At 32.3% G+C, this 24,416-nt stretch carries 19 protein-coding genes and 1 pseudogene; 15 read left to right on the forward strand and 5 right to left on the reverse strand.

The features are described from left to right. From CFPG_RS03060 to serS, 10 genes and pseudogenes are all read left to right on the forward strand, one after another. Positions 1 to 1,554, forward strand: coding sequence for an acyl-CoA carboxylase subunit beta (locus CFPG_RS03060; protein WP_012573554.1), 1,554 nt, complete (start codon positions 1 to 3; stop codon positions 1,552 to 1,554). 29 nt (positions 1,555 to 1,583) lie between these two features. Further along, the gene (locus CFPG_RS03065; protein WP_012573555.1) at positions 1,584 to 2,546 is read left to right on the forward strand and encodes an OadG family transporter subunit; all 963 of its coding nucleotides are present in this window, start codon (positions 1,584 to 1,586) and stop codon (positions 2,544 to 2,546) included. Then, positions 2,543 to 2,959: a biotin/lipoyl-containing protein gene (locus CFPG_RS03070; RefSeq protein ID WP_012573556.1), complete on the forward strand. Its 417-nt coding sequence runs from the start codon at positions 2,543 to 2,545 to the stop codon at positions 2,957 to 2,959. Before CFPG_RS03065 ends, CFPG_RS03070 begins: the two co-directional genes overlap by 4 nt. 4 nt (positions 2,960 to 2,963) lie before the next feature. After that, positions 2,964 to 4,118, forward strand: coding sequence for a sodium ion-translocating decarboxylase subunit beta (locus CFPG_RS03075; RefSeq protein WP_012573557.1), 1,155 nt, complete (start codon positions 2,964 to 2,966; stop codon positions 4,116 to 4,118). A 227-nt stretch (positions 4,119 to 4,345) separates the two neighbouring features. Then, complete coding sequence (locus CFPG_RS03080) at positions 4,346 to 4,642, forward strand: RNA recognition motif domain-containing protein (RefSeq protein ID WP_012573558.1); 297 nt, start codon at positions 4,346 to 4,348, stop codon at positions 4,640 to 4,642. Between the two features lie 155 nt (positions 4,643 to 4,797). Then, positions 4,798 to 6,315, forward strand: a pseudogene (locus tag CFPG_RS03085) (peptide chain release factor 3). A 59-nt stretch (positions 6,316 to 6,374) separates the two neighbouring features. After that, positions 6,375 to 7,364, forward strand: coding sequence for a prenyltransferase (locus CFPG_RS03090; RefSeq protein WP_012573559.1), 990 nt, complete (start codon positions 6,375 to 6,377; stop codon positions 7,362 to 7,364). 376 nt (positions 7,365 to 7,740) lie between these two features. Next, the gene (gene rplU / locus CFPG_RS03095) at positions 7,741 to 8,055 is read left to right on the forward strand and encodes a 50S ribosomal protein L21 (RefSeq protein ID WP_012573560.1); all 315 of its coding nucleotides are present in this window, start codon (positions 7,741 to 7,743) and stop codon (positions 8,053 to 8,055) included. Positions 8,056 to 8,074: 19 nt separating this feature from the next. Next, positions 8,075 to 8,332, forward strand: coding sequence for a 50S ribosomal protein L27 (gene rpmA / locus CFPG_RS03100; protein ID WP_012573561.1), 258 nt, complete (start codon positions 8,075 to 8,077; stop codon positions 8,330 to 8,332). A 335-nt stretch (positions 8,333 to 8,667) separates the two neighbouring features. Further along, the gene (gene serS, locus CFPG_RS03105; RefSeq protein ID WP_012573562.1) at positions 8,668 to 9,942 is read left to right on the forward strand and encodes a serine--tRNA ligase; all 1,275 of its coding nucleotides are present in this window, start codon (positions 8,668 to 8,670) and stop codon (positions 9,940 to 9,942) included. Between the two features lie 8 nt (positions 9,943 to 9,950). On the opposite strand, the gene CFPG_RS03110 is transcribed toward serS, so the two are convergent. After that, positions 9,951 to 10,649, reverse strand: coding sequence for a Crp/Fnr family transcriptional regulator (locus tag CFPG_RS03110; protein ID WP_012573563.1), 699 nt, complete (start codon positions 10,647 to 10,649; stop codon positions 9,951 to 9,953). Positions 10,650 to 10,963: 314 nt separating this feature from the next. Between CFPG_RS03110 and CFPG_RS03115 the strand changes: the two genes are divergently transcribed. Further along, positions 10,964 to 11,623, forward strand: coding sequence for a phosphatidylserine decarboxylase family protein (locus CFPG_RS03115; protein ID WP_012573564.1), 660 nt, complete (start codon positions 10,964 to 10,966; stop codon positions 11,621 to 11,623). Positions 11,624 to 11,664: 41 nt separating this feature from the next. Here the strand turns inward: CFPG_RS03115 and uvrC are convergent, their stop codons facing one another. From uvrC to CFPG_RS03135, 4 genes are all read right to left on the reverse strand, one after another. Beyond that, positions 11,665 to 13,404, reverse strand: a complete 1,740-nt coding sequence (uvrC, locus tag CFPG_RS03120; RefSeq protein ID WP_050720687.1) for an excinuclease ABC subunit UvrC — start codon at positions 13,402 to 13,404, stop codon at positions 11,665 to 11,667. A 2,713-nt stretch (positions 13,405 to 16,117) separates the two neighbouring features. Continuing rightward, positions 16,118 to 17,353, reverse strand: a complete 1,236-nt coding sequence (clpX, locus tag CFPG_RS03125) for an ATP-dependent Clp protease ATP-binding subunit ClpX (protein WP_265348060.1) — start codon at positions 17,351 to 17,353, stop codon at positions 16,118 to 16,120. Further along, positions 17,353 to 18,021, reverse strand: a complete 669-nt coding sequence (gene clpP, locus CFPG_RS03130; protein ID WP_012573567.1) for an ATP-dependent Clp endopeptidase proteolytic subunit ClpP — start codon at positions 18,019 to 18,021, stop codon at positions 17,353 to 17,355. The genes clpX and clpP overlap by 1 nt, the downstream gene beginning before the upstream one ends. A gap of 22 nt (positions 18,022 to 18,043) precedes the next feature. Beyond that, positions 18,044 to 19,372 (reverse strand): trigger factor, encoded by a 1,329-nt coding sequence (locus tag CFPG_RS03135; protein WP_012573568.1) that lies wholly within the window; start codon positions 19,370 to 19,372, stop codon positions 18,044 to 18,046. A 1,570-nt stretch (positions 19,373 to 20,942) separates the two neighbouring features. On the opposite strand from CFPG_RS03135, the gene nifH reads away from it, so the two are divergent. The 4 genes from nifH to CFPG_RS03155 all read left to right on the forward strand — a co-directional run bounded on the left by nifH (position 20,943) and on the right by CFPG_RS03155 (position 24,395). Beyond that, the gene (gene nifH, locus CFPG_RS03140) at positions 20,943 to 21,767 is read left to right on the forward strand and encodes a nitrogenase iron protein (RefSeq protein WP_012573569.1); all 825 of its coding nucleotides are present in this window, start codon (positions 20,943 to 20,945) and stop codon (positions 21,765 to 21,767) included. A gap of 234 nt (positions 21,768 to 22,001) precedes the next feature. Continuing rightward, the gene (locus CFPG_RS03145) at positions 22,002 to 22,325 is read left to right on the forward strand and encodes a P-II family nitrogen regulator (RefSeq protein ID WP_012573570.1); all 324 of its coding nucleotides are present in this window, start codon (positions 22,002 to 22,004) and stop codon (positions 22,323 to 22,325) included. Between the two features lie 2 nt (positions 22,326 to 22,327). Then, positions 22,328 to 22,699 (forward strand): P-II family nitrogen regulator, encoded by a 372-nt coding sequence (locus CFPG_RS03150; protein WP_012573571.1) that lies wholly within the window; start codon positions 22,328 to 22,330, stop codon positions 22,697 to 22,699. Between the two features lie 43 nt (positions 22,700 to 22,742). Then, positions 22,743 to 24,395 carry a nitrogenase component I subunit alpha gene (locus tag CFPG_RS03155; RefSeq protein WP_012573572.1) on the forward strand — a complete coding sequence of 551 codons (1,653 nt, stop codon included), beginning with the start codon at positions 22,743 to 22,745 and terminating at the stop codon, positions 24,393 to 24,395. Positions 24,396 to 24,416 lie beyond the last annotated feature (21 nt).

A 24,416-nucleotide genomic window follows, 5' to 3' on the forward strand; every position in this document is an offset into this window, starting at 1 on the left:
ATGAGTAATCAATTAGATAAGATAAGAGAACTTATTGAATTAAGAACGAAAGCTCGGTTGGGTGGTGGGGAGAAAGCTATAGATAAGCAACATTCACAAGGCAAACACACTGCTCGCGAACGTATTATGATGTTGGTTGATGAAGGAAGTTTTGAAGAATTAGATATGTTTGTACAGCATCGGTGTGTTAATTTTGGAATGAGGGAAAAGACCTTTCTTGGTGATGGCGTTGTCACTGGATATGGTACGGTTGCGGGGCGTTTGGTATATATTTTTGCTCAAGACTTTACGGTTGTTGGGGGTTCGTTATCTGAAACAATGGCAGGAAAAATCTGTAAAGTGATAGATTTAGCTATGCAAATGGGAGCTCCTGTTGTTGGTTTGAATGATTCGGGAGGGGCTCGAATACAAGAAGGTATTAATGCTTTAGCAGGTTATGCTGAAATATTTCAACGTAATATTCTTGCTTCTGGGATGATACCTCAGATTTCTACTATACTTGGTCCTTGTGCTGGTGGAGCTGTTTATTCCCCAGCTTTGACTGATTTTATAATTATGGACAGAGGAACAAGTTACATGTTTCTTACAGGACCAAAGGTTGTAAAGACTGTTACAGGAGAAGATGTAACTCAAGAGCAACTAGGAGGAGCAGATGTACATGCAAGTCGTTCTGGTGTTTCGCATTTTGTCGTGGAAAGTTGCGAAGAAGGAATTGTACTTATTCGTAAATTGCTAAGTTTCCTTCCTCAAAATAATTTGGAAGAGCCCCCTATTGTTCCAAATGACGATCCTATCGATCGTTTAGATGAGGTTTTAAATGAAATAATCCCAGATAGTCCAAATAAGCCTTATGATATGTATGAAGTGATAGGATCAATTGTGGATAAGGGTGAATTTTTGGAAGTACATGCAGATTATGCTTGTAATATTATTATTGGTTTTGCTCGGTTTAATGGTCGTTCAGTTGGTATTGTTGCAAATCAACCCAAAACATTGGCAGGAGTATTAGACATCAATGCGTCTAGAAAAGCTGCTCGTTTTGTGCGTTTTTGTGATGCTTTTAATATTCCTATTGTTACATTAGTAGATGTACCGGGATTCCTTCCTGGGACAGGTCAGGAGTATGGGGGTGTAATTATTCACGGAGCTAAGTTACTTTATGCATATGGGGAAGCGACTGTTCCCAAGGTGACTGTTACTTTACGTAAATCTTATGGGGGTGCTCATATTGTAATGAGTTGCAAACAATTACGAGGGGATATGAACTACGCATGGCCAAGTGCCGAAATTGCCGTAATGGGTAGTGCAGGGGCCGTAGAGATTCTCTACGCAAAAGAAGCTAAAGATTCGGATAACCCTGAAAAAGTATTGACAGAAAAAAAAGATGAGTATACAAAAGTTTTTGCTAATCCTTATAATGCAGCTAAATATGGTTATATAGATGATGTTATTGAACCGAGGAATACTCGATTCCGTATAATACGTGCTTTACAACAGTTGTCTACAAAAAAACAGACTAATCCAGCAAAAAAACATGATAATTTGCCATTATAATTTAAAGATTAGTAGTAATTCTTGATTTTATGTTTAGAGTTAAATACAAAACATACAAAATAGTGCTAGTTTGTTTATTGGTATTTTATATGATTCCCAAAGTCCAAGCACAGTGTACAGCCGCCCTCAAAATTAATGAAATATTAGTTATTAATGAAGATAATTTTATTGACGATTATGGGAAAAGATCTCCGTGGATAGAGATCTATAATTCTGCTTCTGGAACAGTTAATATTGCAGGATGTTTCCTAACTAATGATATTAATGAGCCGAGAAAGTATATGGTACCCAAAGGTGATATTTTGACTAAAATTAAACCTCGTCAGCATATTCTTTTTTGGGCAGATAATATTACTACACATGGGACTTTTCATTTAAATTTTACATTGAATCCGGATGAAGCAAATTTTATTGCTCTTTTTGATTCAGATGGAAAAACTTTGATTGATTCAGTTACTATTCCTGTTGGACAACGAGCAAATATTAGTTATGGTTTAGTGGAAGATGGTTGGGACCAAAAACGTTTGGAAAAAGAAATTAAACTAAATTCATCTTATAAGAGTGGCAATAAACTCTGGGTTTATTATGAAAAAGTAACTCCTAATTCTAATAACAGGATATTAGATGCTAATAGTAAGATAGATAATCTTGAAAAAAATGACAATGGGGGTGTTGGGATGACATTAACTGCAATGTCTGTAGTATTTGGTGGACTCATTGTATTATATTTAATATTTAAGGTTGTAGGGAGAGTAGCGATATTATTGAGTACTCGTCGCACTATATTGGCATCAGGAATTACTAAGGAGGAACTAAAGAATATTGCTCAACCTTCTGGAGAAATTTTTGCTGCCATTGCTATGGCTATTTACGAGGCTACCGAAATGCATGACGAAGAAAATACAATTATCACTATTAAAAATACGGCACGAAATTATTCTCCTTGGAATTCTAAAATATATATGTTAAGAGAAACTCCTAGTAAAAAATGAAAAGTTTTAAATATACAATCAATGGGAATGTTTATAAGGTAGTTATAAATAGAATAGAAGATACTACTGCAGATGTTGAGGTGAATGGTACACCTTACAAAGTAGAAATGAATAAGCCTGCAAAAAAGCACGTAATAACAATTAATCGTCCTGTACAGACTGTTGCACCTCCTGTTACTCGTCCACAGCCTTTGGCAAATGTAAGTGCTTTGCATTCTCCATTGCCTGGAATAGTGCTTGATTTGTTTTGTAAAAGAGGGGATATTGTAAAAAAAGGCCAAAAACTATTAATTTTAGAAGCTATGAAAATGGAGAATGTTATCAATTCGGATAGGGATGGAGTGATAAAAGAGATAAAAGTTAGTAAGGGAGATTCTGTATTAGAGGGTGCATCCCTTGTAATAATTGGATAATACTATGGATTTTTTATCATTTTTGGGAGAAAACCTTGAAATTTTTTGGACCTATACTGGTGTTGCTAATGTAACTGTTGGACATATCATTATGATTTTTGTCGGTCTAATTTTTATTTATTTAGCTATTGTCAAAGAATTTGAACCTATGCTTTTAATTCCAATTGGCTTCGGTATTTTGGTTGGAAATATTCCTTTCAAGGATGCAGGTTTACAGTTGGGGATATACGAAGAAGGTTCTGTTTTGAATATTCTTTACCAAGGGGTAGTACAGGGTTGGTATCCGCCTATTATTTTTTTGGGTATTGGTGCAATGACTGACTTTTCAGCTCTTATATCTAATCCTAAGTTAATGTTGATTGGTGCTGCTGCTCAGTTTGGTATTTTTGGTGCTTATATTTTGGCTTTTATAATTGGTTTTGCACCTGACCAGGCAGGTGCAATTGGAATCATTGGTGGGGCAGATGGTCCTACTGCAATATTCCTTTCCTCTAAACTTGCTCCCAATTTGATGGGAGCTATTGCTATTTCAGCTTATTCTTATATGGCTTTAATACCAGTGATACAGCCTCCTATTATGCGGTTGCTTACTACAAAAAAAGAAAGGCTTATTCGCATGAAACCTCCTCGAGTAGTTTCTCATACAGAAAAGATATTATTTCCCATTTTTGGATTATTGTTAACTTGTTTTCTTGTCCCTTCGGGACTTCCGTTATTGGGAATGTTATTTTTTGGTAATCTGTTAAAGGAATCTGGGGTTACTCGTCGTTTGGCAGAAACTGCTCGTGGCCCGTTAATTGATACAGTTACTATTTTATTAGGAATAACTGTGGGTGCTTCTACACAAGCAACGCAATTTTTAACGTTGGATTCTGTAAAGATTTTTGTTTTAGGAGCTTTATCCTTTGTTATTGCTACTACTGCGGGTATTTTGTTTGTTAAGTTTTTCAACTTCTTTTTGAAGAAGGATAATAAAATTAATCCTTTGATTGGGAATGCAGGTGTTTCGGCCGTTCCAGACTCAGCACGTATTTCTCAAATAGTGGGATTAGGATATGATTCCACTAATTATTTGCTAATGCATGCTATGGGTCCAAATGTAGCAGGGGTAATTGGTTCAGCAGTGGCTGCAGGTGTTTTACTTGGCTTTCTTGGATAAAAAAGGGGGGAGAGATAGGAGAGATAATATAAATTCAATATGAATTTCGATAAATAGAGGTATTCTTTTGTTTGTTTGAATTGATTTTTTATATTTGTTTTTGCATTCGAGTTTTTAGAACAGTTTTTATTTCTTGTGAGTGTTTTTTTCGGTTAGGTAATAAAATCTGCAATAATTCTCTTGTGTGGGAGTTTAATTCTATTTTTTTTAATTTATATTTTATAGTGATGAACATTTTTATTGCAGGTTTGAGTTTTAGATTGAATGATGATGATTTAAAAAATCTTTTTGAGTCTTATGGGACTGTTAGTTCAGCAAGAGTGATTATTGATCGTCAAACGAGTAGATCTAAAGGTTATGGGTTTGTGGAAATGGAAGACGATGAGGAAGCAAGAAAAGCTATTGCTGAATTGAATGGTAGTGAATTTGATGAAAGAACAATTTCTGTATCTGAAGCTCGTCCGAAGGAAAAAAGGAGTGGTTTTATGAATGATAATAGAGGTGAATATAATCGTAATAGGTAGCAATTATTTTTTTTGTAAAACTATTGAGAGGCGAGTCTATATGATTTGTCTCTTTTCTTTTTTTAAGATATCAGAGCAATTTTCTATTTAGAAATTTTCTTTAACCGTTGTTAAGTATTTTAATTTCTATATAATATAATTTCCGTTGTAAACAGATGAATGAAATTGTAATTGAGATAAAACGTCGTAGAACATTTGCAATTGTTAGTCATCCTGATGCAGGGAAAACAACATTGACTGAAAAAATCTTACTTTTGGGGAAGGCTATTCATACAGCAGGGGCAGTCAAGTCAAATAAAATTAAAAAGACAGCTACTTCTGGTTGGATGGAAGTAGAAAAATAACGAGGTATTTCTATTACAACTTCTGTTATGAGCTTTGATTACAGTGGTTATAAAGTCAATATTTTGGATACTTCCGGACATCGGAATTTTTATAGAAGATTACTCATCGTACTTTAACTGCAGTTGACAGTGTTATTAATCGTAGTAGATATTGCAAATGGTGTTGAAATACAAACTAGTAGGTTAATAGAAGTATGTAGAATACGCGAAGTACGCGTCTGTTACGATTTATTGTCAATAAAATGGATAGAGATTGTGGAAGGACACCTTTGATTTGTTAGACGAATTGGTGGGGGAGAAACTAAAAATCCATGTTTGTCCTTTAAGTTGGCCAATAGGAACTGGAGTCCGGTTTAAAGGGTTGTTTATAATATTTACGAAGAGAAATTGGATTTACGTGCTTCTACTAAACAGACTATAACAGAATTTATTGTTTTTAATGATTTGAATAGTTCAGAGAGCCAAAGCAATTTATTTTATAGGTATTGATTTGGCGGATAAGCTGCGAGATGATGTTGAATTAATAGATGGTCTTGCACCGTTTTTTTCAGTTCGGCTTTGAATAATTTTGGTATAAGAGAGTTTATTAAATTGTTTTGTTTGTATTGCACCTTCTCCACATCCTAATTAGGGCAAAAGAGAGAATGGTAAATCTTGAAATTGATTTGTTTTATGGTTTTGTTTTTAAAATTTATGCCAATTATGGATCCCAATCATAGAAATTATATTGCTTTTATAAAAACATGTTCTGATAAATTTGAATAGAATGTAAATTCTAAACATACCCGTTTAGGTAGAGTGATGAAGTTTTCACAAGTAGTAGAATTTATGGAACAAAAAAAGGGAACAGTAGATTCGGCTTATGCAGGGGATATTATTGGTATTCTGAATGCAGAAGATTTTAAAATAGGCGATACACTAACATTGGGGAAGATTTGCATTTTAAAGATTTGCCAAGTTTTTCCCAGAAAAAATCAAATATATTGAAAATGCTGAATCAATGAAAGCCAAGCAGTTTAACAGAGGCATTGATCAATTGATAGGTGAAGGTGTTGCTCAACTTTTTATAAGTTCTTCTAATGGAAGGAGAATTATTGAAACTGTAAGACAATTACAATTTGAAGTAATTCAGTATCGACTTTTGTATGAATATGGGATTGATGTAAATGGGAAACTGTTCGTTTCCACGAAGCATGTTGGATTGAAAGTGACTTGTAAAAAGTATTAGATGATTTTAAGAAACGAAAATATCATTATTTGGAATTAGACAAATAAGGCAGGGATGTTTTTCTTGCTAATTCTGATTATATATTGAAAATAGCACAGTAGGATTTTCCGGGAATACGGTTTTATTTTAGCTCTGAATTTTAAAAGATTAGTAAATATACATGAATATTGTTCGCTTTTGGATAAAAAATGCTCGTTTTAAATCACTACCTCAAAGCTTTTTGCCAGCTGTTTTGGCTGTTTGTTTGGCATCTAAAGTCGAAAGATTTTCTATTTGGCTTGGATTGTTAGCTATTATTGGAGTTAGTGTCGGTCATTTAGGAATTAACCTTTTTGATGATTATTTTGATTATAAAGTAAAGAAAAGCGATTTCCGCGATATTATGGTAAAAAAAGGGTTTCGTGCAAGAACTACAAAATGTTATTATATTACTTCAAAACAAACTACTTTAGGACAATTATTGATTGCATGTGTTGTTTTTTGTGCTTTTGCATTATTAATTGGCTTAATAATATGGTTTTTTCGCAAAAATTTCATTTTATATTTAGCAATAATTACTGCTATTTTAGGAATTTCTTACTCTGGCCCACCTTTGCGATTATCTTATCATGGGCTAGGAGAGTTTGTTATTGGAATAGTATTCGGTCCATTATTAATGATAGGTGTCTATTACGCAGCTTGTGGCAAAGCTGACCCTTCTGTGTTTTTTATTTCAATTCCTGTTGGAATGTTGGTTGCAAATATTGTTTATGTGCATTCTATTATGGATTATGAACCTGATAAAGAAATTGGAAAAATGACACTTGCTGTCTTATTAAAAGATAAGAGATTAATGTTAATTTTTGTATTTCTTTTATTGATAATTTCTTTTGGATGTATTCTTGGTGGAGTTATTGCAGGGTATTTGTCAGTTTACTATTTATTTGTTTTATTTACACTACCCATGGCTGTTTCTTTATTATACTTGATGGTACAGTTTATTTATTATCCTAAAAAGAAGTTTTCTCCTCGTTTTTGGATGGGCCCTATGGGTGATTGGCAGCAAATAAAAACAATGGATATTGATTGGTTTCTTATTCGTTGGTTTTTAGCTCGCAATATGCTTTCCTTCTTTTGTTTTATCATCATAGTTGTTTGTTTATTTGTTTGAAATAGGGGTAATTTTTGGGTTTTGGTATGAAACTATACTCTAATAAGTAGAAATCAAGTGTAGATAGTTATAGTATTTCTTTTTGTAAAGAAAAATACAGTTGGGTGAAGTTTATTACAAATATTGGAAGTATTGCTAGATAAAAAATGAGAGTTAATTGAAATTAACAATGTATAAATTGTCAAAACTTTTAGTATATTGCGTGGGCAATTCAGTAATTCGGAGGTATTTAGTAAGAAGAGATGAGTCTTGTGTTTTACTATTTTTTTTAGTTTTTTTTAATGAGTTAACCTCGCAATTTTTTTATTTGGTGAATCTAAATTTTCAAATGAAAAATCTGTCTATTGTCTAGAAATAGCTAGTAAACGAGAAAGAGATGTATGCAATTGTAGAGATTCAAGGACAACAATTCAAAGTTGAAAAAGATCAAAAATTATATGTTAATCACTTTGAAGCTAAAGAAGGTGTTCCTATAATTTTTAATAAGGTATTGTTAGTAGATAATGATGGTTTTATTACAATAGGTAATCCTTTAATAAAAGGAGCCAAAGTGGAAGTCAGCATTTTACGATCATTAGTAAAAGGAGATAAAATATTAGTTTTTCACAAGAAAAGAAGGAAAGGATACCGTAAATTAAACGGACATCGTCAGCAGTTTTCCCAAATCTTAATTAGAAATATTTTGATTTAATTAGTAGAAAATTCTATAGATGGCACATAAAAAAGGAGTTGGTAGTTCGAAAAATGGGAGAGAATCGCATAGCAAACGATTAGGGGTTAAAGTCTTTGGTGGTGAGATTTGCAAAGCAGGGGATATATTAGTTCGGCAAAGAGGGACTAAACATCATCCTGGTAATAATGTAGGTATTGGCAAGGATCATACTTTGTATTCTCTTATTGAGGGTAGAGTAATTTTTAGGAAAAAGCAAGAGAATCGTTCTTATGTTTCAGTAGAAATAATTGCATAGAGAGGGAATGTATCTGTGAATTTTACAATATTCATCATTGTATCGTGCGGAGATAGATATACTATATCTAGAAAAAAGTTATACGGTGGGTGGTTGGGGCTGTTTCGATTTTTTCTATTTTACAATGGCCCTTGTTTTATTGTTTGTGCTGATAGTCCTTATAGGACTACTGAAAAGTATCCTGCAGATTTTTGTCGTTCACTTTCCCTTCATCTGTTGTACAAAGGGGGATTGTTGTAATACGGATAAGTAATCTTTTAGTCTGAAATTCTAAAATAGCTTGCTTTTTACACCAGCATTAAGGTTATTAAAATACCTTTTAGATCTATTGATGTATGCTTACACTCAAAACTATTACAGACAATACGCAAGCAGTAATAATCAAATTGGCAAAAAAACATTTCGATGCCAAAGATATTATCACGGAAGTAGTTAAAGTTGATGAAAAACGGAAGTCTATCCAGATTCTATTAGATAGAAACTTTTACAAACTAAAAAAGATGTCAAAATCCGTAGGACAATTAATAATAAAAAGAGGACAAGAGGAAGAAGTAAAATTAATTCGTAAGCAAGTAGTTCATTTGAAGGAAGACAACAAGAAGTTAGAATCTGAAATGAAAAAGGCAGAAAATAAAATAACAGAATTGCTTTATCAAATTCCAAATCTTCCATCCGATCAAGTACCTGTGGGAAAATACTCAAAAGATAATGTAATTGAAAAAAGAGAGGGACAAATTCCATTTTTATCTTCTAATGCTTTACCTCATTGGGAATTGGCGAAGAAATATGATTTAATTGATTTTGAATTAGGTGTCAAAATTACTGGTAGTGGATTTCCGGTCTATAAACAAAAAGGAGCTCAATTACAACGAGCTTTAATCAATTTTTTTTTAGATAATGCTCGCAAAGCCGATTATATAGAAATTCAGCCTCCTTATATGATAAATGCACGTTCTGCATATGGGACAGGACAATTACCTGACAAAGAGGGACAAATGTATCATTATGAAATGGATGAATTGTATTTAATTCCGACAGCTGAAGTCCCTCTAACGAATATTTATCGTAATATAATTCTGGATGAAAAAGATTTGCCTATTAAAAATACAGCTTATTCAGCATGTTTTCGCCGAGAAGCTGGCTCTTATGGGAAAGATGTACGTGGTTTGAATCGTTTGCATCAATTTGACAAAGTAGAAATTGTTCGTATTGATACACCAGATCATTCTTATGAATCATTACAAGAAATGGTGAGCTATGTGCAAACACTAATAGGAAAATTAGAATTGCCATGGAGACTTTTGCGTCTTTGCGGAGGAGATATGAGTTTTACTTCTGCCTTAACTTTTGATTTTGAAGTATATTCAGCAGCACAAAAGCGCTGGTTGGAAGTCAGTTCAGTTTCTAATTTTGAAAGCTACCAAGCTAACAGACTAAAATGTCGTTATCGTGGGAAAGATAAAAAAATACATTTGTGTCATACATTAAATGGTAGCGCTTTAGCATTGCCAAGGATTGTCGCTGCACTGATAGAAAATAATCAGACATCGGTAGGGATTAAAATCCCCAAAGCATTAACTCCTTATACACAATTTGACTTTATTCCCTAAAAGCTTCTTTATCCAATGCGGCTAATCCTTCTTAGTTTTTCTTCATTAAGTAATTTGATTTTACGGCCATCTACTGCAACAATCTTTTCATTAGCGAAAGCAGACAAAGTACGAATAGCATTAGAAGTAGTCATATTGGACATATTAGCGAGATCTTCTCTAGATAGATAGATATTAATGGATGAATCTGTATCTAAACCATAATTCTTTATGAGAGAGAGCAATGTTTCAGATAGACGTCCACGAAGATGCTTTTGAGTTAGATTAACTACGCGTTCATCTGCATTCCCTAAATCTATAGAAAGCTGTCGAATAAAAAAAACACAAAGATTGTGGTTATTTCTCATTATTTGTTGTACCACTTTCATGGGAATAAGACAAACGATAGAAGGTTCAAATGATGATGATGATGTCAAATAATTTTCTCCTGCAAAGTAAGCTCTATAAGCAAAATATTGAATAGGTTTTATTACTCGTAGAATTTGCTTGCGTCCATAAATACCATCTTTATAAATTTTCACTTTCCCTTTCAATAAACACATCAAATAAATAGGACTTGTTCCTTCGGAATAAATTAGTTGATTTCTTTTATAGTGCTGTACTATACTATTTTCTCGTAATAATTTATGTTCACAATCATTCAATAATCTCCAAATATCACTCAAATTAGAGGGGAAGTCAAATTTATTATTTGATTCTATTATCATTATTTCTCTAATTTTGCGAAAGCCTAATTTGATGCACAAAAATAGGAAAATTATATCCCAAAAAGAACTACCTTTGAGTAGCTCTTTGATTTGAGAACATGAAAAATAATGGAATCAGTTAGATATTCTTCTAAAAGAAAATCAATCACTTAAAATACAATTTAAATAGAAATTTGTACAGAAAAAATAAGTTACACTCGTTATTCAAGATGGGGGAGGGTATAAGGATAAAGTTTCGGAATTATTTAAAAAGATGTTTTTAGATATAAAGTATATGAATAATATTTTGATAAAGTCAATTGCTATTTCTATTCATGAAAATACATAGAGAAGGACGTAGTATTATTTTTACTGTTTTCTTTCTTTTAGTACTACTTAATGTTGGGTGTTATTTGCTTGTATTTCGTACTCTTATCTATTTGTTCAGTCTAATAGCCTCTGCTTGCTTTTTTTCCATTGTAGTTATTTTTTTTAGAAATCCAGATCGTATATTCATAGGAGATACTAAAAATATTGTTATATCTCCTGCAGATGGGAGGGTAGTGTTTATTGAAGAAGTTTTTGAGCAGGAGTATTTTCGAGAAAAAAAAATACAGATTTCTATATTTATGGGAATCAATAATGTGCACGTTAATTGGATCCCAATAGATGGGGAGGTGGTGTATTACGTACACCAAAATGGACGATTTTGGGCTGCCTACCTTCCTAAATCCAGTACAGAAAATGAACGTTCAACAGTAGTGATAAAAAGGAACAATGGAGAACATGTTCTTTTACGTCAAATTGCTGGTGTGATAGCAAGACGAATTATTACCTATGTTGAACCAAATCAAAAATGCCGAATTAATGAACAGTTGGGATTTATTAAATTTGGTTCTCGTATAGATCTATTTCTGCCTTTAAATGCAGAAATACTGGTAACTCTTGATCAAAAAGTACGAGGGAATTACACTATTGTTGCACGTCTAGAATAAAATATAAAGAGACTAATTGTATAGAAATGATCTGATTTGTCTTATAAAGACAAATGATTTAGCAATCTTTCCGCTTTTTTCTTTCCTATTAGAGAAATTATCTCCTCTTGGGATACGTCTTCTTTTATTTGCTTCGTGCTTTTATATTTACGTAATAGTTTTTCTTTAGTAACAACTCCTATTCCTTTTATACTGTCTAATTTTGAGATTAACTGATTTCGACTCCTTTGATTGCGGTGAAAATTTATCCCAAAACGATGAGCTTCATCTCTCAAATATTGAATGAGCTTTAATCCTTCGGAATTTTTATCTAGATAGAGAGGTAATGGATCATTTGGGAAATAGATTTCTTCTAAACGCTTAGCAATAGCGATAATTGGGATTTGTTCATAAAGACCTATTTCTTTCAAAGCATCTACTGATGCATGCAATTGTCCTTTCCCTCCATCAATAACAATTAGGTCAGGTAAAGGCTGATTCTCTTCAATCAATCTATTATAACGACGCAAAACAGTCTCATACATAGATCGAAAATCATTTGGTCCGTTTACTGTCTTTATATTAAAATGTCGATAATCTTTTTTAGAAGGGTTAGCCTTTTTAAATACGACACAAGAAGAAACAGGATAAACCCCTTGTATATTAGAATTATCAAAACATTCTATGTGCAAGGGCAATTTTTTCAAGTGCAATTCATTTTGAAGTATTTTAAGAATACGTATTGAACGTTGTTCAGAATTTAATTTATCAGCTTTGTTTAATTGGTCTAATTTGTATTGTTTAACATTCTTTTCAGACAAACAGAGTAATTTTTTTTTCTCTCCACGCTTTGGTATTGTAAAAATTAAATTGTCTATTTCTATTTCTGGATAAAAAGGAACAATAATTTCTTTTGCTTTGCTTTTAAATCGCAATCTTAACTCTGTAATTCCCATTGCTAAAATAGTTTCTTTAGATTCGTCCAATTTTTTTTTATATTCTATTGTATAACCGTTGACTATTGCACCATCGATAATATGCAAATAATTAATATACGCTGATTTTGCATTCTCATCAAAAGAGTAAACATCTACATTGTTCAAGCTTTGACTTACAACAATAGACTTCGAAGAATAATCTTTTAGCATTACATATTGTTTTCTTACGATTTCTGCTTTTTCAAACTGCATCTCTGCAGCTAAGTTTATCATTTTCTGATATAATAATCTGCTCACTTCTCTATATTTTCCCTTCAATATTTTTTCTGATAAACGAATATTTTCGTCATACTCTTTTTCCGTTTGCATCCCAATACAGGGGCCCAAACATTTTTTTATATGATATTGTAAACAAACATGAAATTTCTTTCTTTTTATGTTCACTTGCGACAAAACGTACTTACATGTCCGTATTGGATAAAGAGAACAAATAAGTTGTAATAAACATTTTACATTTGACACAGAGGTATAAGGTCCATAGTAACGAGAATTGTTCTTGACTTTTCTACGAGAAAGCTGAATGCGTGGGAAGGATTCATTTTTTATTGCTATCCAAGGGTAAGTTTTATCGTCTTTAAGTAAAATATTATATTTTGGCTGGTATTTTTTTATTAAATTGTTTTCTAACAAGAGAGCATCCTCTCCTGATTCCACTACTAAGTAGTCTATGTTTCTAACTTTTTGTACTAATATTTTAGTTTTAAGATTATCATGTGTTGTTTTCTTGAAATAAGAAGATACCCGTTTCTTCAGATTTTTAGCCTTTCCAATATAGATAATTATACCATTTTCATCTGAATACATATACACTCCGGAACATTCAGGCAAAGCAGAAATAATAAGGGATAAATCGTTTTTATATGTTTTTTTCAATGTATCATCTTTTTAAATTTTCTCTAAATATAAGCTAAGAATTAGATTAGGGAAACACTGATTTAAGCAATTCATCCAGCAAAAGGTTGCTAAATTAAAATTTTTTCTGTTTTTTAGATCTTTATTCTGAATTGATAATTTTTCTTCAAGGTTGCCCATGTTATGACAACTTGATTGGAGAAGTTTGATTCAAATTGAGATATTCTTGTATATCTTTCCGTTTTTGTCCTTTAACAGTTCTTGTAAGTGGGTGTTAATTGTCTTAGGAATATAGTTTCCTAACTTGGAATAGACATAGTCTTTCTGTTTGTTTACAAGAGGATGATGGTGATGCTATTTGTTTTTTTGTTATACTACGTCTCTCACGCTTATGTATCATCTTTGTCAGTTTCGTATACTATATACTATGTTCGTTCTACCGAACAATTCTTTGCAATCTTTAACAAAGAAATCATTTCATTTAAGATAACCCCTTTTTTAAGTGCACTTATACTAACTCCAAACACTAACAAGAGAATTGGAATATTTGTCTAAATGAAAATAGAAGATGAACAGAAGGATTAACAATTTTCTTTGATTTGACTAGTATTAGTGTATAATTTGAACGTGATTTTTTTTTGATCCTTTTACGAAAATATTGATTTGCTAGAAAGGTTATTCCTTTTCTACCAAATTTGCAACCTTTTGATCATTCTTCAACATACTATGAATAGCTGATAATAGCTTTTCATAGTTCTTTTGTTTTTTTAAGTTGCTTTTTTTATTAAGAGTGTTATTTAGTAGTATTTTAATAAGAGGACCAACGATAATTACACACATCAATCACTCCAATAAGTATCTTTATACAAGATTACTATTATTTATTATTGCAATTTTATATGGGTATCTTAATTGTTCAATTATTAGGATGATCTTTCGTATCTCTAGCAGAGTGAGATCTTTTTCTGTATGGGTATAATAATTCCCAAATATCTTGTGAATATCCTTAATTTCTCCGTTTATATGCTTTTGTTAATTCTCTTCCATCTTCTATTCATTATCCATCCTATAGTTTCTTAAGCTCAGTATTTTTGACCTAATTAAAAATAATTGGCAATTACGGAAAGGTGTCTCCAATTGTTTTTAATTAAAGAAGTAAATTATTTAGTATCTATTTATAAATTTACTTTGAAACAGACTTGTTATAGTAAGACTATTTCTAATTATTAGATAACATTGAGATTTTACAGATTTTAGGATTATTTTTACTTGTTGTTTACCTCATAAGTATTTTTGTTGTACAGTCTACATATATGTACACTGTACAAATAAGAATTTAGTAAGCTACATACAGTACACATACACAACACATATTTAATATGAACATCTGTAATAATTAGGTTCATCTATGATCTCATATCTCATTATATTTTGTAATATCTATCCTTAAATGTTTTGGTATTTTTTTCATGGATGTAAACACTGTATTATGTTTAACAAGCATTCCTTTTATTTAGCTAGATACGGCAGAATACTTCCTGATTGGTTATATGAACAATTAGAATTTAGGGAGTTTATTATTTTTTTATAGAGAAGGATCAATAGGCAATTTATTCTCGTTTTCATTTGTAGGAATTGCCGATTGTGATAGGGAAAACATATAATTAATAAAATTGTAATTTTTTTAGTTATTAGGATTCGTCATATTATATGTAATTATATGGTAATAATACACTTCTATATTTGCCTATAAATTCGTAATTGTTGTGCCAATAAAAATGATACAGCTAACTAGTTTCCATATGATTGTTAATTCGTAACTAGTTCAGCTAAGAGATGGTAAAAATACCATAGCGAAAAATGTTTACTCTACAAAGGTATGCGTTGGTAATTTCCCCATCTCTCTGTGTTTATTTTCTTCCATTTTTCATCGTTATCAAAGAACACATATACAGACAACAAGTATATTTTTTGCTTACCTTTTCTTATTTATTACATTCGCTAAAGCTCTCTTAGTAGAGAAGGCTAAGTTTTGTTATCGTTCTGAGCCATTAACATGGTTGTGTAGTTGCGTTATTTGTGGTTGGGGGGAGGGGTTGGAAGAGTTTTTTTAATATTTATATATCCAATGAGGGGAGCACGAAATAATACCATTTGTATCGAATGGAGAAAGAGGAGATACTTGCTGAACACATGATAGATGTAAACACAGATTCTTTCGAGCCAAGAGTTCTAAACTAATCGGAGAGAAAAGGACTCCCTCTCCTATATAGAAAGTATCAGCCACATTCAAAGGAATGTGCGTTGTCTTTATATAGAGAGCAGCTCACGACTACATGAGAAGACGAAAAATCAAGTCTCTCACAGAAAAAAGAACCAAAACACTATTATCAAAGTAATAATCCTCATCATCATCTTTCTTTGCTTGTATACTTCATAAATTTTAGCTTTCTCAATTTATATCTGTTCCCTTTTTATTCCTTTTATTCCCTTCTTTTTTAAAGTCTTAATTTTTCCTTTTTTTCTCTTTGAAAGCAAAGAATAGTTTCTGTCTTCTATATATCTTTTTGAGCTTTTTTTCTGTAAATAGCCTCCTTTCCTCTTCTTTTTTATCAGCCTTATTGCTAAAATCGATAAAAGAAATTTTATATAAATATGAAATATATCAATATTTGTTTTGGAATTCAGCTTTTTCTATTCGCTCTTTAGCATAATTTTTAGTTATATGTAATTCTTTCCTGGATGTAGAAGGAATTTCAAACATTGCGTCAATCATAATATTTTCTGTGATCGAACGTAATCCTCTTGCCCCTAATTTAAACTCTATAGATTTATCTACAATATAATTTAACGTCTCTTTGTCAAAACTCAATTTGACTCCATCCATTGCAAACAATTTAATGTACTGTTTAACAATTGAATTTTTTGGTTTTGTAAGAATATCTCGTAAAGCGATACAATCTAATGGTTCAAGATAGGTTAGTATAGGAAGTCTTCCAATAATTTCAGGAATAAGTCCAAAAGCTTTCAAATCCTGTGGAGCTATATATTTCAGTAGATTGTTTCTATCTATTTTTTTTGTATTTTCATTTGCCGTATAACCAACAACTTGCATGCTCAAACGTTGAGCTATTTTTCTTTCAATTCCATCAAAAGCACCTCCACAAATAAAAAGAATATTCTTTGTATTGACTTGTATCATATCCTGTTCAGGATGCTTTCGTCCTCCTTTGGGAGGTACATTTACTAAGGAACCTTCTAATAGTTTCAAGAGGCCTTGCTGAACACCCTCTCCGCTCACATCCCTCGTAATAGATGGATTATCGCCTTTACGAGCAATTTTATCTATTTCATCTATAAATACAATACCCTGTTCAGTGGCTTCCAAATTAAAATCAGCTACCTGTAGCAAGCGAGTCAAAAGACTTTCAATATCTTCACCAACATATCCAGCTTCGGTTAGAACCGTCGCGTCTACAATAGTAAACGGAACTTTTAATAAACGTGCAATCGTCTTAGCTAAAAGTGTTTTACCTGTCCCAGTAGCCCCTACCAAAAGGATATTGGACTTTTCTATTTCCACATCATCATCATCATCATCTGTACACCTTGGTTGTAATAATCGTTTGTAATGGTTATAAACAGCAACTGAAAGATAGCGTTTAGCAGTATCTTGACTAATTACATATTGATCTAACAAAGCTTTGATATCTTTTGGATGAGGAAGCTCATCTGCTTGAAGGGGATAGGCATTTTTTGATATTTTTTTTAAAGACGATTTGAGTACTTCATAAGCTTGCATTATGCAAACGTCGCAAATATAAACATCCTTTTTTTGGACAAATATATTTAATGGATTCCCACAAAAACTACAACGTTTTTCAGCTTTCTCTTCCATAATCACTTCTTCTTAGTCAATATCCCATCTATCATTCCGTAAGCCAATGCCTCCTCGGCGTTCATCCAAAAATCGCGGTCTCCATCTTTTAATACTTGCTCATAAGATTGTCCTGAATGTTCGGCAATGATAGTATATATTTCTTTTTTAATTTTTAATATTTCTCGAGCTGTAATTTCAATATCAGAAGCTTGCCCTTGAGCTCCACCTAATGGTTGATGAATCATTACTCGCGAATGACACAAAGCCGAACGTTTCCCCTTTGTTCCGGCAACCAACAAAACAGCCGCCATAGATGCTGCCATACCTGTGCAAATTGTAGTCACATCGCTAGAAATAAACTGCATTGTGTCATAAATGCCATATCCGGCATATACGGTTCCTCCCGGAGAATTAATATAAATAGAAATATCTTTACCTGGTTCCGCTGAATCGAGATATAACAATTGAGCTTGGACCACACTAGCAGAATAATCGTCTATTCGAGTTCCTAAAAAGATAATACGATCCATCATCAAACGGGAAAAAACATCCATTTGAGCTACATTCAATTGTCGTTCTTCTATAATTGTCGGCGAAATATAACTGTTAGAAACAGTTGAATACTTATCAAGTAGATTTGTATCTATACCTAAATGTTTAATAGCATAATTCTTAAAATCATTGTTCATTTTAATTCTCTTTAGTTATTCTTTAGGCAATTTTTCGAAATTCTTCTTTCATTACACTTATAGGCTTCAAACTGATTTTTTCTTTCAAAAAACCAATAATCTTAGTTTCTAATGCTTTATTATGCAATTGCTGAACCCATTTTTCTGTTTTCAATATTTCGTTTGCGTAGCTTTCTAATAAATCATTTGAAATTAAACGTAAATTGTACAAAGTAAATTGTACTCGTGCTAAGGTTTTTGCAGTCTGTCGCATATCTTCTGATGTTACTTTTATTCCATTATCCTCCACTATTTTATTCCAGATAAATTGTGTCTTGATAGCCTGCAAAACATTTGGAAAATCTTTTTCGTTAGCATTAGATTCCATAAATAATCGCTTTAGAAAATCTTCAGGGAATCGAACCTTTTTTATTTTTTCCAATAATATTTTTTTTATATCCAAGAGAAATCGGTAATTGCTTTCAGATTCTAATTGTAAAATTAGATTTCTCTTAATTACTTCTTTAAACATTTTTTCGGAAGTAACTACTCCTATTCCATACAGTTTGTCAAATAATTCCTGGTTGATTTCAGCTTTTCTGTAATAGCTTATTTCGGTAATGTCAAAAGAAAAATTTCCTTGATGATTGGGTATCTCTGTTTTTTTTACTTTCAAAAGATAGGATAATTCAGTTTCATTTTTTTTAAAAGCTCTATATGGATTAAAAATAATAACATCTCCTATCTTCTTGTTTATAAATTTATCTCTCTCCATCTCATCTTTTATAGAAAAAGGCAGCAATATTGCATCTTTAAGGTTAATCCCATTCTTCAATAGCGCATTCTCTGCGTCTAACTCTACAAGTCTCCCCTTTATTATACTATCATTTTCTACTACATCTACATTGGTGTCATGCTTACCATATTGCATCTTAAGAGTACTGATTTGATTTTCAATCATTTCGTTTGTTACAACTATAGTATAATACGGTAGTTCATCATTTTTTGTTAAACCAATATCTACTTCAGGTTGTAATCCTATATCAAATAGGAATTCATAATCTTTTTGATTATTCAAGTCTAGATTTTTTTTAATTAAAAGTGGTTCCCCCAAAATACGTAGTTTGTTCTCTTTTATATATTTTAATAATTCATTTGAAACCAATTTATTCAGCTCCTCTACCAAAACATTTTTCCCATACATTGATTGAATAATCGATTGTGGTACATTGCCTTTCCGAAACCCAGCAATAACTACATTTTTACAAAGATTACTTAATGATTTTCTCACTAAATGTTGATAGTCATCTTTAACCACACTGATTGTAATTCGAGCATTTACATCATCAGTTTTCTCTATCGTGATATTCATTATACCAAATTTTACTTTTCACCCGTAAAAATAATCATTTATTCTAATATTATGTAGTAACTTACTTCTCTTTTGTATAACTTGAAACCAAGTTTGTATCTATAAAACTCAGCATTATTAGCAACCGAACTGACAAAGAACCATGATTTCTTTAATCATGGTTCTTTTAATAACATTGCTTGTTTTTTCTTAATTCAATATTAACTGCCATTCTTTTATTGATTATGTATCTGATATTGATATGTATCTGAATTTTTAATATGTACAGCGGTTGTGTAGATACAAGTAATTGCTTGATGTTTTATCATGGCAAGTCCAATGTACATGTCTTTCATTTCTTTGAAAATCAGATTTGTGCTTTTTGCCACTTCCCAGAGAAGGGAAACGATATAGTTTTTTGCTTCCTGATCAGGCTTCGTAAAATTTACCGGGAATTTACCGGGAAGAGTATCATGTAATCGTAATAAATCCCTTACAAATATGCACTAATTCAAACGGTTGTAATTTTTTATTTATTACAGATATCATTTATTACAGATATCGTAACGGTTATTGATCAAGCATATTATCTATGTGTATAGATTACATAAATTTATTCTTTGTAGAATATCATACCACTGCTAAATCCTCAATTCAGTAAGCGGTAGATATCATAAAAATAATCTCAAATTGTATTGTTTTTATATTTGTTACTATTTTTATATTTTATTACTAGTTTTTCCATAAATATCATTCATTACCGTTTTATTAGTAGTAATAGATCAAAGTAATGATACTTAATCTATAGAACAGTCGAAAAACATGATCCTTAATTGACAATTGAATGATTTTTTCGAATGTTTGTTCAATTCACTTTCTCTTTTTTTTGTTCTTTCATCTTAAATAGGCCATGTTTCTTAGTTGACATGGTTGACATGAATGATTTATTGACAGTAATGAAAATTTAAGTAAGCTTATTAGTTCAGTACTTCTCATTCTGTCATTTGCGTTCACTTCTATTTTGTACAGGTTCAGTAATTTTTGTTTTTTTTATAATTGATCAATAATTCAGGTGTCATTCACACATTAACCAAAGATTTATACATATGCTACATGTTTTTGTAGATTTCAATTTTGTAGATTTCAGAAGGAAAGTTATATTTGAAAATATATGGCAAAATGCTTTTAGTAAAATAAAAAGAAATGCTCAAAAATAGTGTGAATATGTTTTGTATCTTGGGATATATTTTGCAATGGGAACAGGGCAGATAGTTTTTTTTGAAAAAAAATTTTGTTTTATTATTGATTTGTAGCAATGATGTTCTTTTTTTAAAGTCGAGGGAGTTTTAATTTTTTTCTACATTTTTGTATGATTTGTCGTTTTTATCTCACATTTTTGGTGGATATTTTTTTGTATGCTTCTCATTGTGATGGTTTTCTTTTTTATTGCAAATCATTGTTTATTAATTGTTTTGTACTTATTTTATTTCTTCTTGTTTTCTTGGATGAAACCTTAAAAAGTATGGCATAGGATTTGCTATGTTCCTCAGCTGTAAGACTTAAGGTTTAATAAATTAAAGAAATCAATTTTATGAGGAAAATTGCTATTTACGGAAAGGGAGGTATTGGAAAATCTACTACTACTCAGAATACAGTTGCTGGCTTGGTAGAAATGGGACGGAAAGTAATGGTTGTAGGTTGTGATCCTAAGGCTGATTCGACTCGATTGTTATTACATGGTTTGGCACAAAAGACTGTGTTGGACACTCTTCGCGATGAGGGAGAAGATGTAGAGCTAGAGGATGTAATGAAAAAGGGTTTTAAGGATACAAGTTGTGTTGAATCGGGAGGGCCAGAGCCGGGTGTTGGTTGTGCGGGACGTGGTATTATTACTTCTATAAATTTGTTAGAACAATTAGGGGCCTATGATGATGATAAACAACTTGATTATGTATTCTATGATGTGTTGGGTGATGTAGTGTGTGGGGGGTTTGCTATGCCTATTCGAGATGGAAAAGCGCAAGAGGTGTATATTGTTTGTTCGGGAGAAATGATGGCAATGTACGCTGCAAATAATATTTGTAAGTCCATTCACAAATTTGGGAAAGTGGGAGATGTTCGGTTAGGAGGATTGATATGTAATTCTCGTAAAGTAGATAACGAGGCCAATATGATAGGGGAATTCGCTAAAAAATTAGGGACCCAAATGATACATTTTGTGCCTCGTGACAATATGGTACAACACGCTGAAATCAATCGTAAAACGGTTATTGATTATGCCCCTGATCATTCACAGGCAGATGAATATCGTACTCTTGCCAGTAAGATAGATAATAACACTATGATGGTTATTCCGAATCCGCTTTCTATTCAAGAATTAGAGGATCTGCTTATCGGTTTTGGTATTATGAATTAAAATCGATACTTTAAGATTATTATTATCTCATATTTTTGAAGATATGATGAGGGATATACTGGAGGAGGTAAAATTTCATCCATAAGTTGCTGTTTGTTAGTTTTGTTAGTTAGTGCTTGTTGAGATTGATAAGAGGATAATTGAAGAACAGATTATGAAGATAAAATGGAATAGGTGTCTTTTTTATATTTTTATAGGGGGAAAGTCAAAAAAATAAATTAATTATATACAATTATGTTGTTGATAAGAGCTATTGTGCGACCGGAAAAATCTCCAGTCGTGATGAGAGATTTGTTTAATGCTGGATTTCCTGCAGTGACAAAGTTGTCTGTTTTTGGGCGAGGGAAGCAGCGTGGTCTTAAGGTAGGTAATGTTACTTATGATGAATTGCCAAAAGATTTGTTGATCATTGTGATTCATGAAAAAGACAAAGATTTTGTAGTAGAGACTATTATTAATGCTGCTCGTTCTGAGTCAAAAGGACAGGCAGGTGATGGAAAAATTTTCGTAACCCCAGTAGAAGAGACATATACTATATCAAGAGCTAAAAAAGATTGATTATGAAGTTAATATTAGCTGTTATACGGATAGCCAGAATGAGTGAAACGAAACAGGCATTGGCAGACGTTGGGTTACCATCATTTACGGCAATGCCTGTGTTGGGTCGTGGACGTGGACATGGCGATTTGGAAAAAATCAAAGAGGGAGTAGTAACTAATGAAGATATTGAATTTTTGCCTGAGATTCCCCGTTTAAAGTCGAAACGGATGATAACGTTAGTTGTGACCGATGAGAAGAAAGACTTGGCAGTTGAAACTATTCTCAAAATTAATCACACCGGGAAAAGTGGTGATGGGAGAATTTTTGTGGTGAATACGCTTGATTCTTTTACGATTCATACTGGGATTTCTGGAGATGCTTCTTTAGATTAAAGTAATGAATGTATGATATATATTAACAAAATTGGTATAAATAATGGTTGACGAAAAAGATAAAATAGGATCGATGGATTCTCTTGTTACTGAGCTGCAAGAATTCCGCAAAGAAATAATGACTAAATATCCGAAAAAGGTTGGTAAAAAAAGGGCAAAGTCTATTGTGGTTAGTAATCCAGACAATCCCCCTGAAATACAAGCAAATGTGCGAACGGTCCCAGGTATTATTACACAAAGGGGTTGTACCTATGCAGGGTGTAAAGGGGTAGTATTAGGTCCTACACGGGACATTATAAATATTACGCATGGGCCTATTGGATGTGGTTTTTATTCGTGGCTTACAAGACGTAATCAAACATTGCCTGTTGATGAGAATGATTCAAATTTTATTACGTATTGTTTTTCTACTGATATACAGGATTCAAATATTGTGTTTGGTGGAGAAGAGAAATTGAAGCAAGCCATACGTGAGGCATACGAATTATTTCATCCTCATACGATTGCTATATTTTCTACTTGTCCAGTTGGATTGATTGGTGACGATGTGCATCGCGTAGCGAGGCACATGATGGAAGAAATAGGAGGAGGTATTAATATTTTTGGGTTCTCATGCGAAGGTTATCGTGGTGTGTCTCAATCAGCCGGACATCATATTGCTAATAACGGATTGTTTAAAAATTTGATTGGTCGGAATGATGAAATAAGAGGTTCATTGGAATATCGTGTCAATCTTCTGGGTGAGTATAATATAGGAGGGGATGCTTTTGAATTAGAACGTATTTTTGAGAAATGTGGTATTAATTTGGTTGCTACTTTCAGTGGAAACTCAACTATTCAAAAGTTTGAAAATGCACATACTGCTGACCTTAATATGGTAATGTGCCATCGTTCTATTAACTATGTAGCTGAAATGATGGAGACGGCATTTGGTATCCCCTGGATTAAAGTACAGCCTATTGGAGCAAGTTCTACGGCAAAAATGTTGCGTAAGATAGCACAATATTTTGGTGAAAAAAAACTTGTTGATAGAGTGGAAGAAGTTATTGCTGAAGAAATGGTTGAGGTTGGAGAAGCTTGTAAAGAAGCTCGTAAGCATACTACTGGGAAATTGGCAATGCTTTTTGTGGGTGGTTCACGAGCACATCATTATCAAGATTTATTTGAAGAATTAGGTATGACTACTATTGCTGCGGGTTATGAATTTGGACATCGGGATGATTATGAAGGTCGTCGTGTGATTCCGAATATTCAGATTGATGCAGACAGTCGTAACATTGAGGAGATAACTGTTACTAAAGATGCCACTCGTTATAATCCTCGTAAAACAGAGGAGGAATTGAAGGAATTGGAAGCAAATGGTATGGAATTCAATGAATATCATGGCTTAATGAAGCAAATGGAGAGGGGGGCATTGGTAATAGACGATCTTAGCCATTATGAAATGGATAAATTGATTGAAAGATACCATCCTGATGTTTTTTGTGCAGGTATTAAAGAAAAATTTTGTGTACAAAAGATGGGTGTTCCTCTTAAGCAACTTCATAACTATGATTCGGGTGGGCCTTACGCTGGATTTAAGGGAGCAATTAATTTTTATCGTGATATTGAAATGATAGTTAGTGCTTCTATTTGGAAAGAATTGAAGGCACCTTGGGAAAGTGAAGTCCATATAGAAGCAACTTTTGTATATTGAACAGTTTAAATTAAGAGAAAA

It is taken from the genome of Candidatus Azobacteroides pseudotrichonymphae genomovar. CFP2 (assembly GCF_000010645.1).
GTDB lineage: Bacteria > Bacteroidota > Bacteroidia > Bacteroidales > Azobacteroidaceae > Azobacteroides > Azobacteroides pseudotrichonymphae.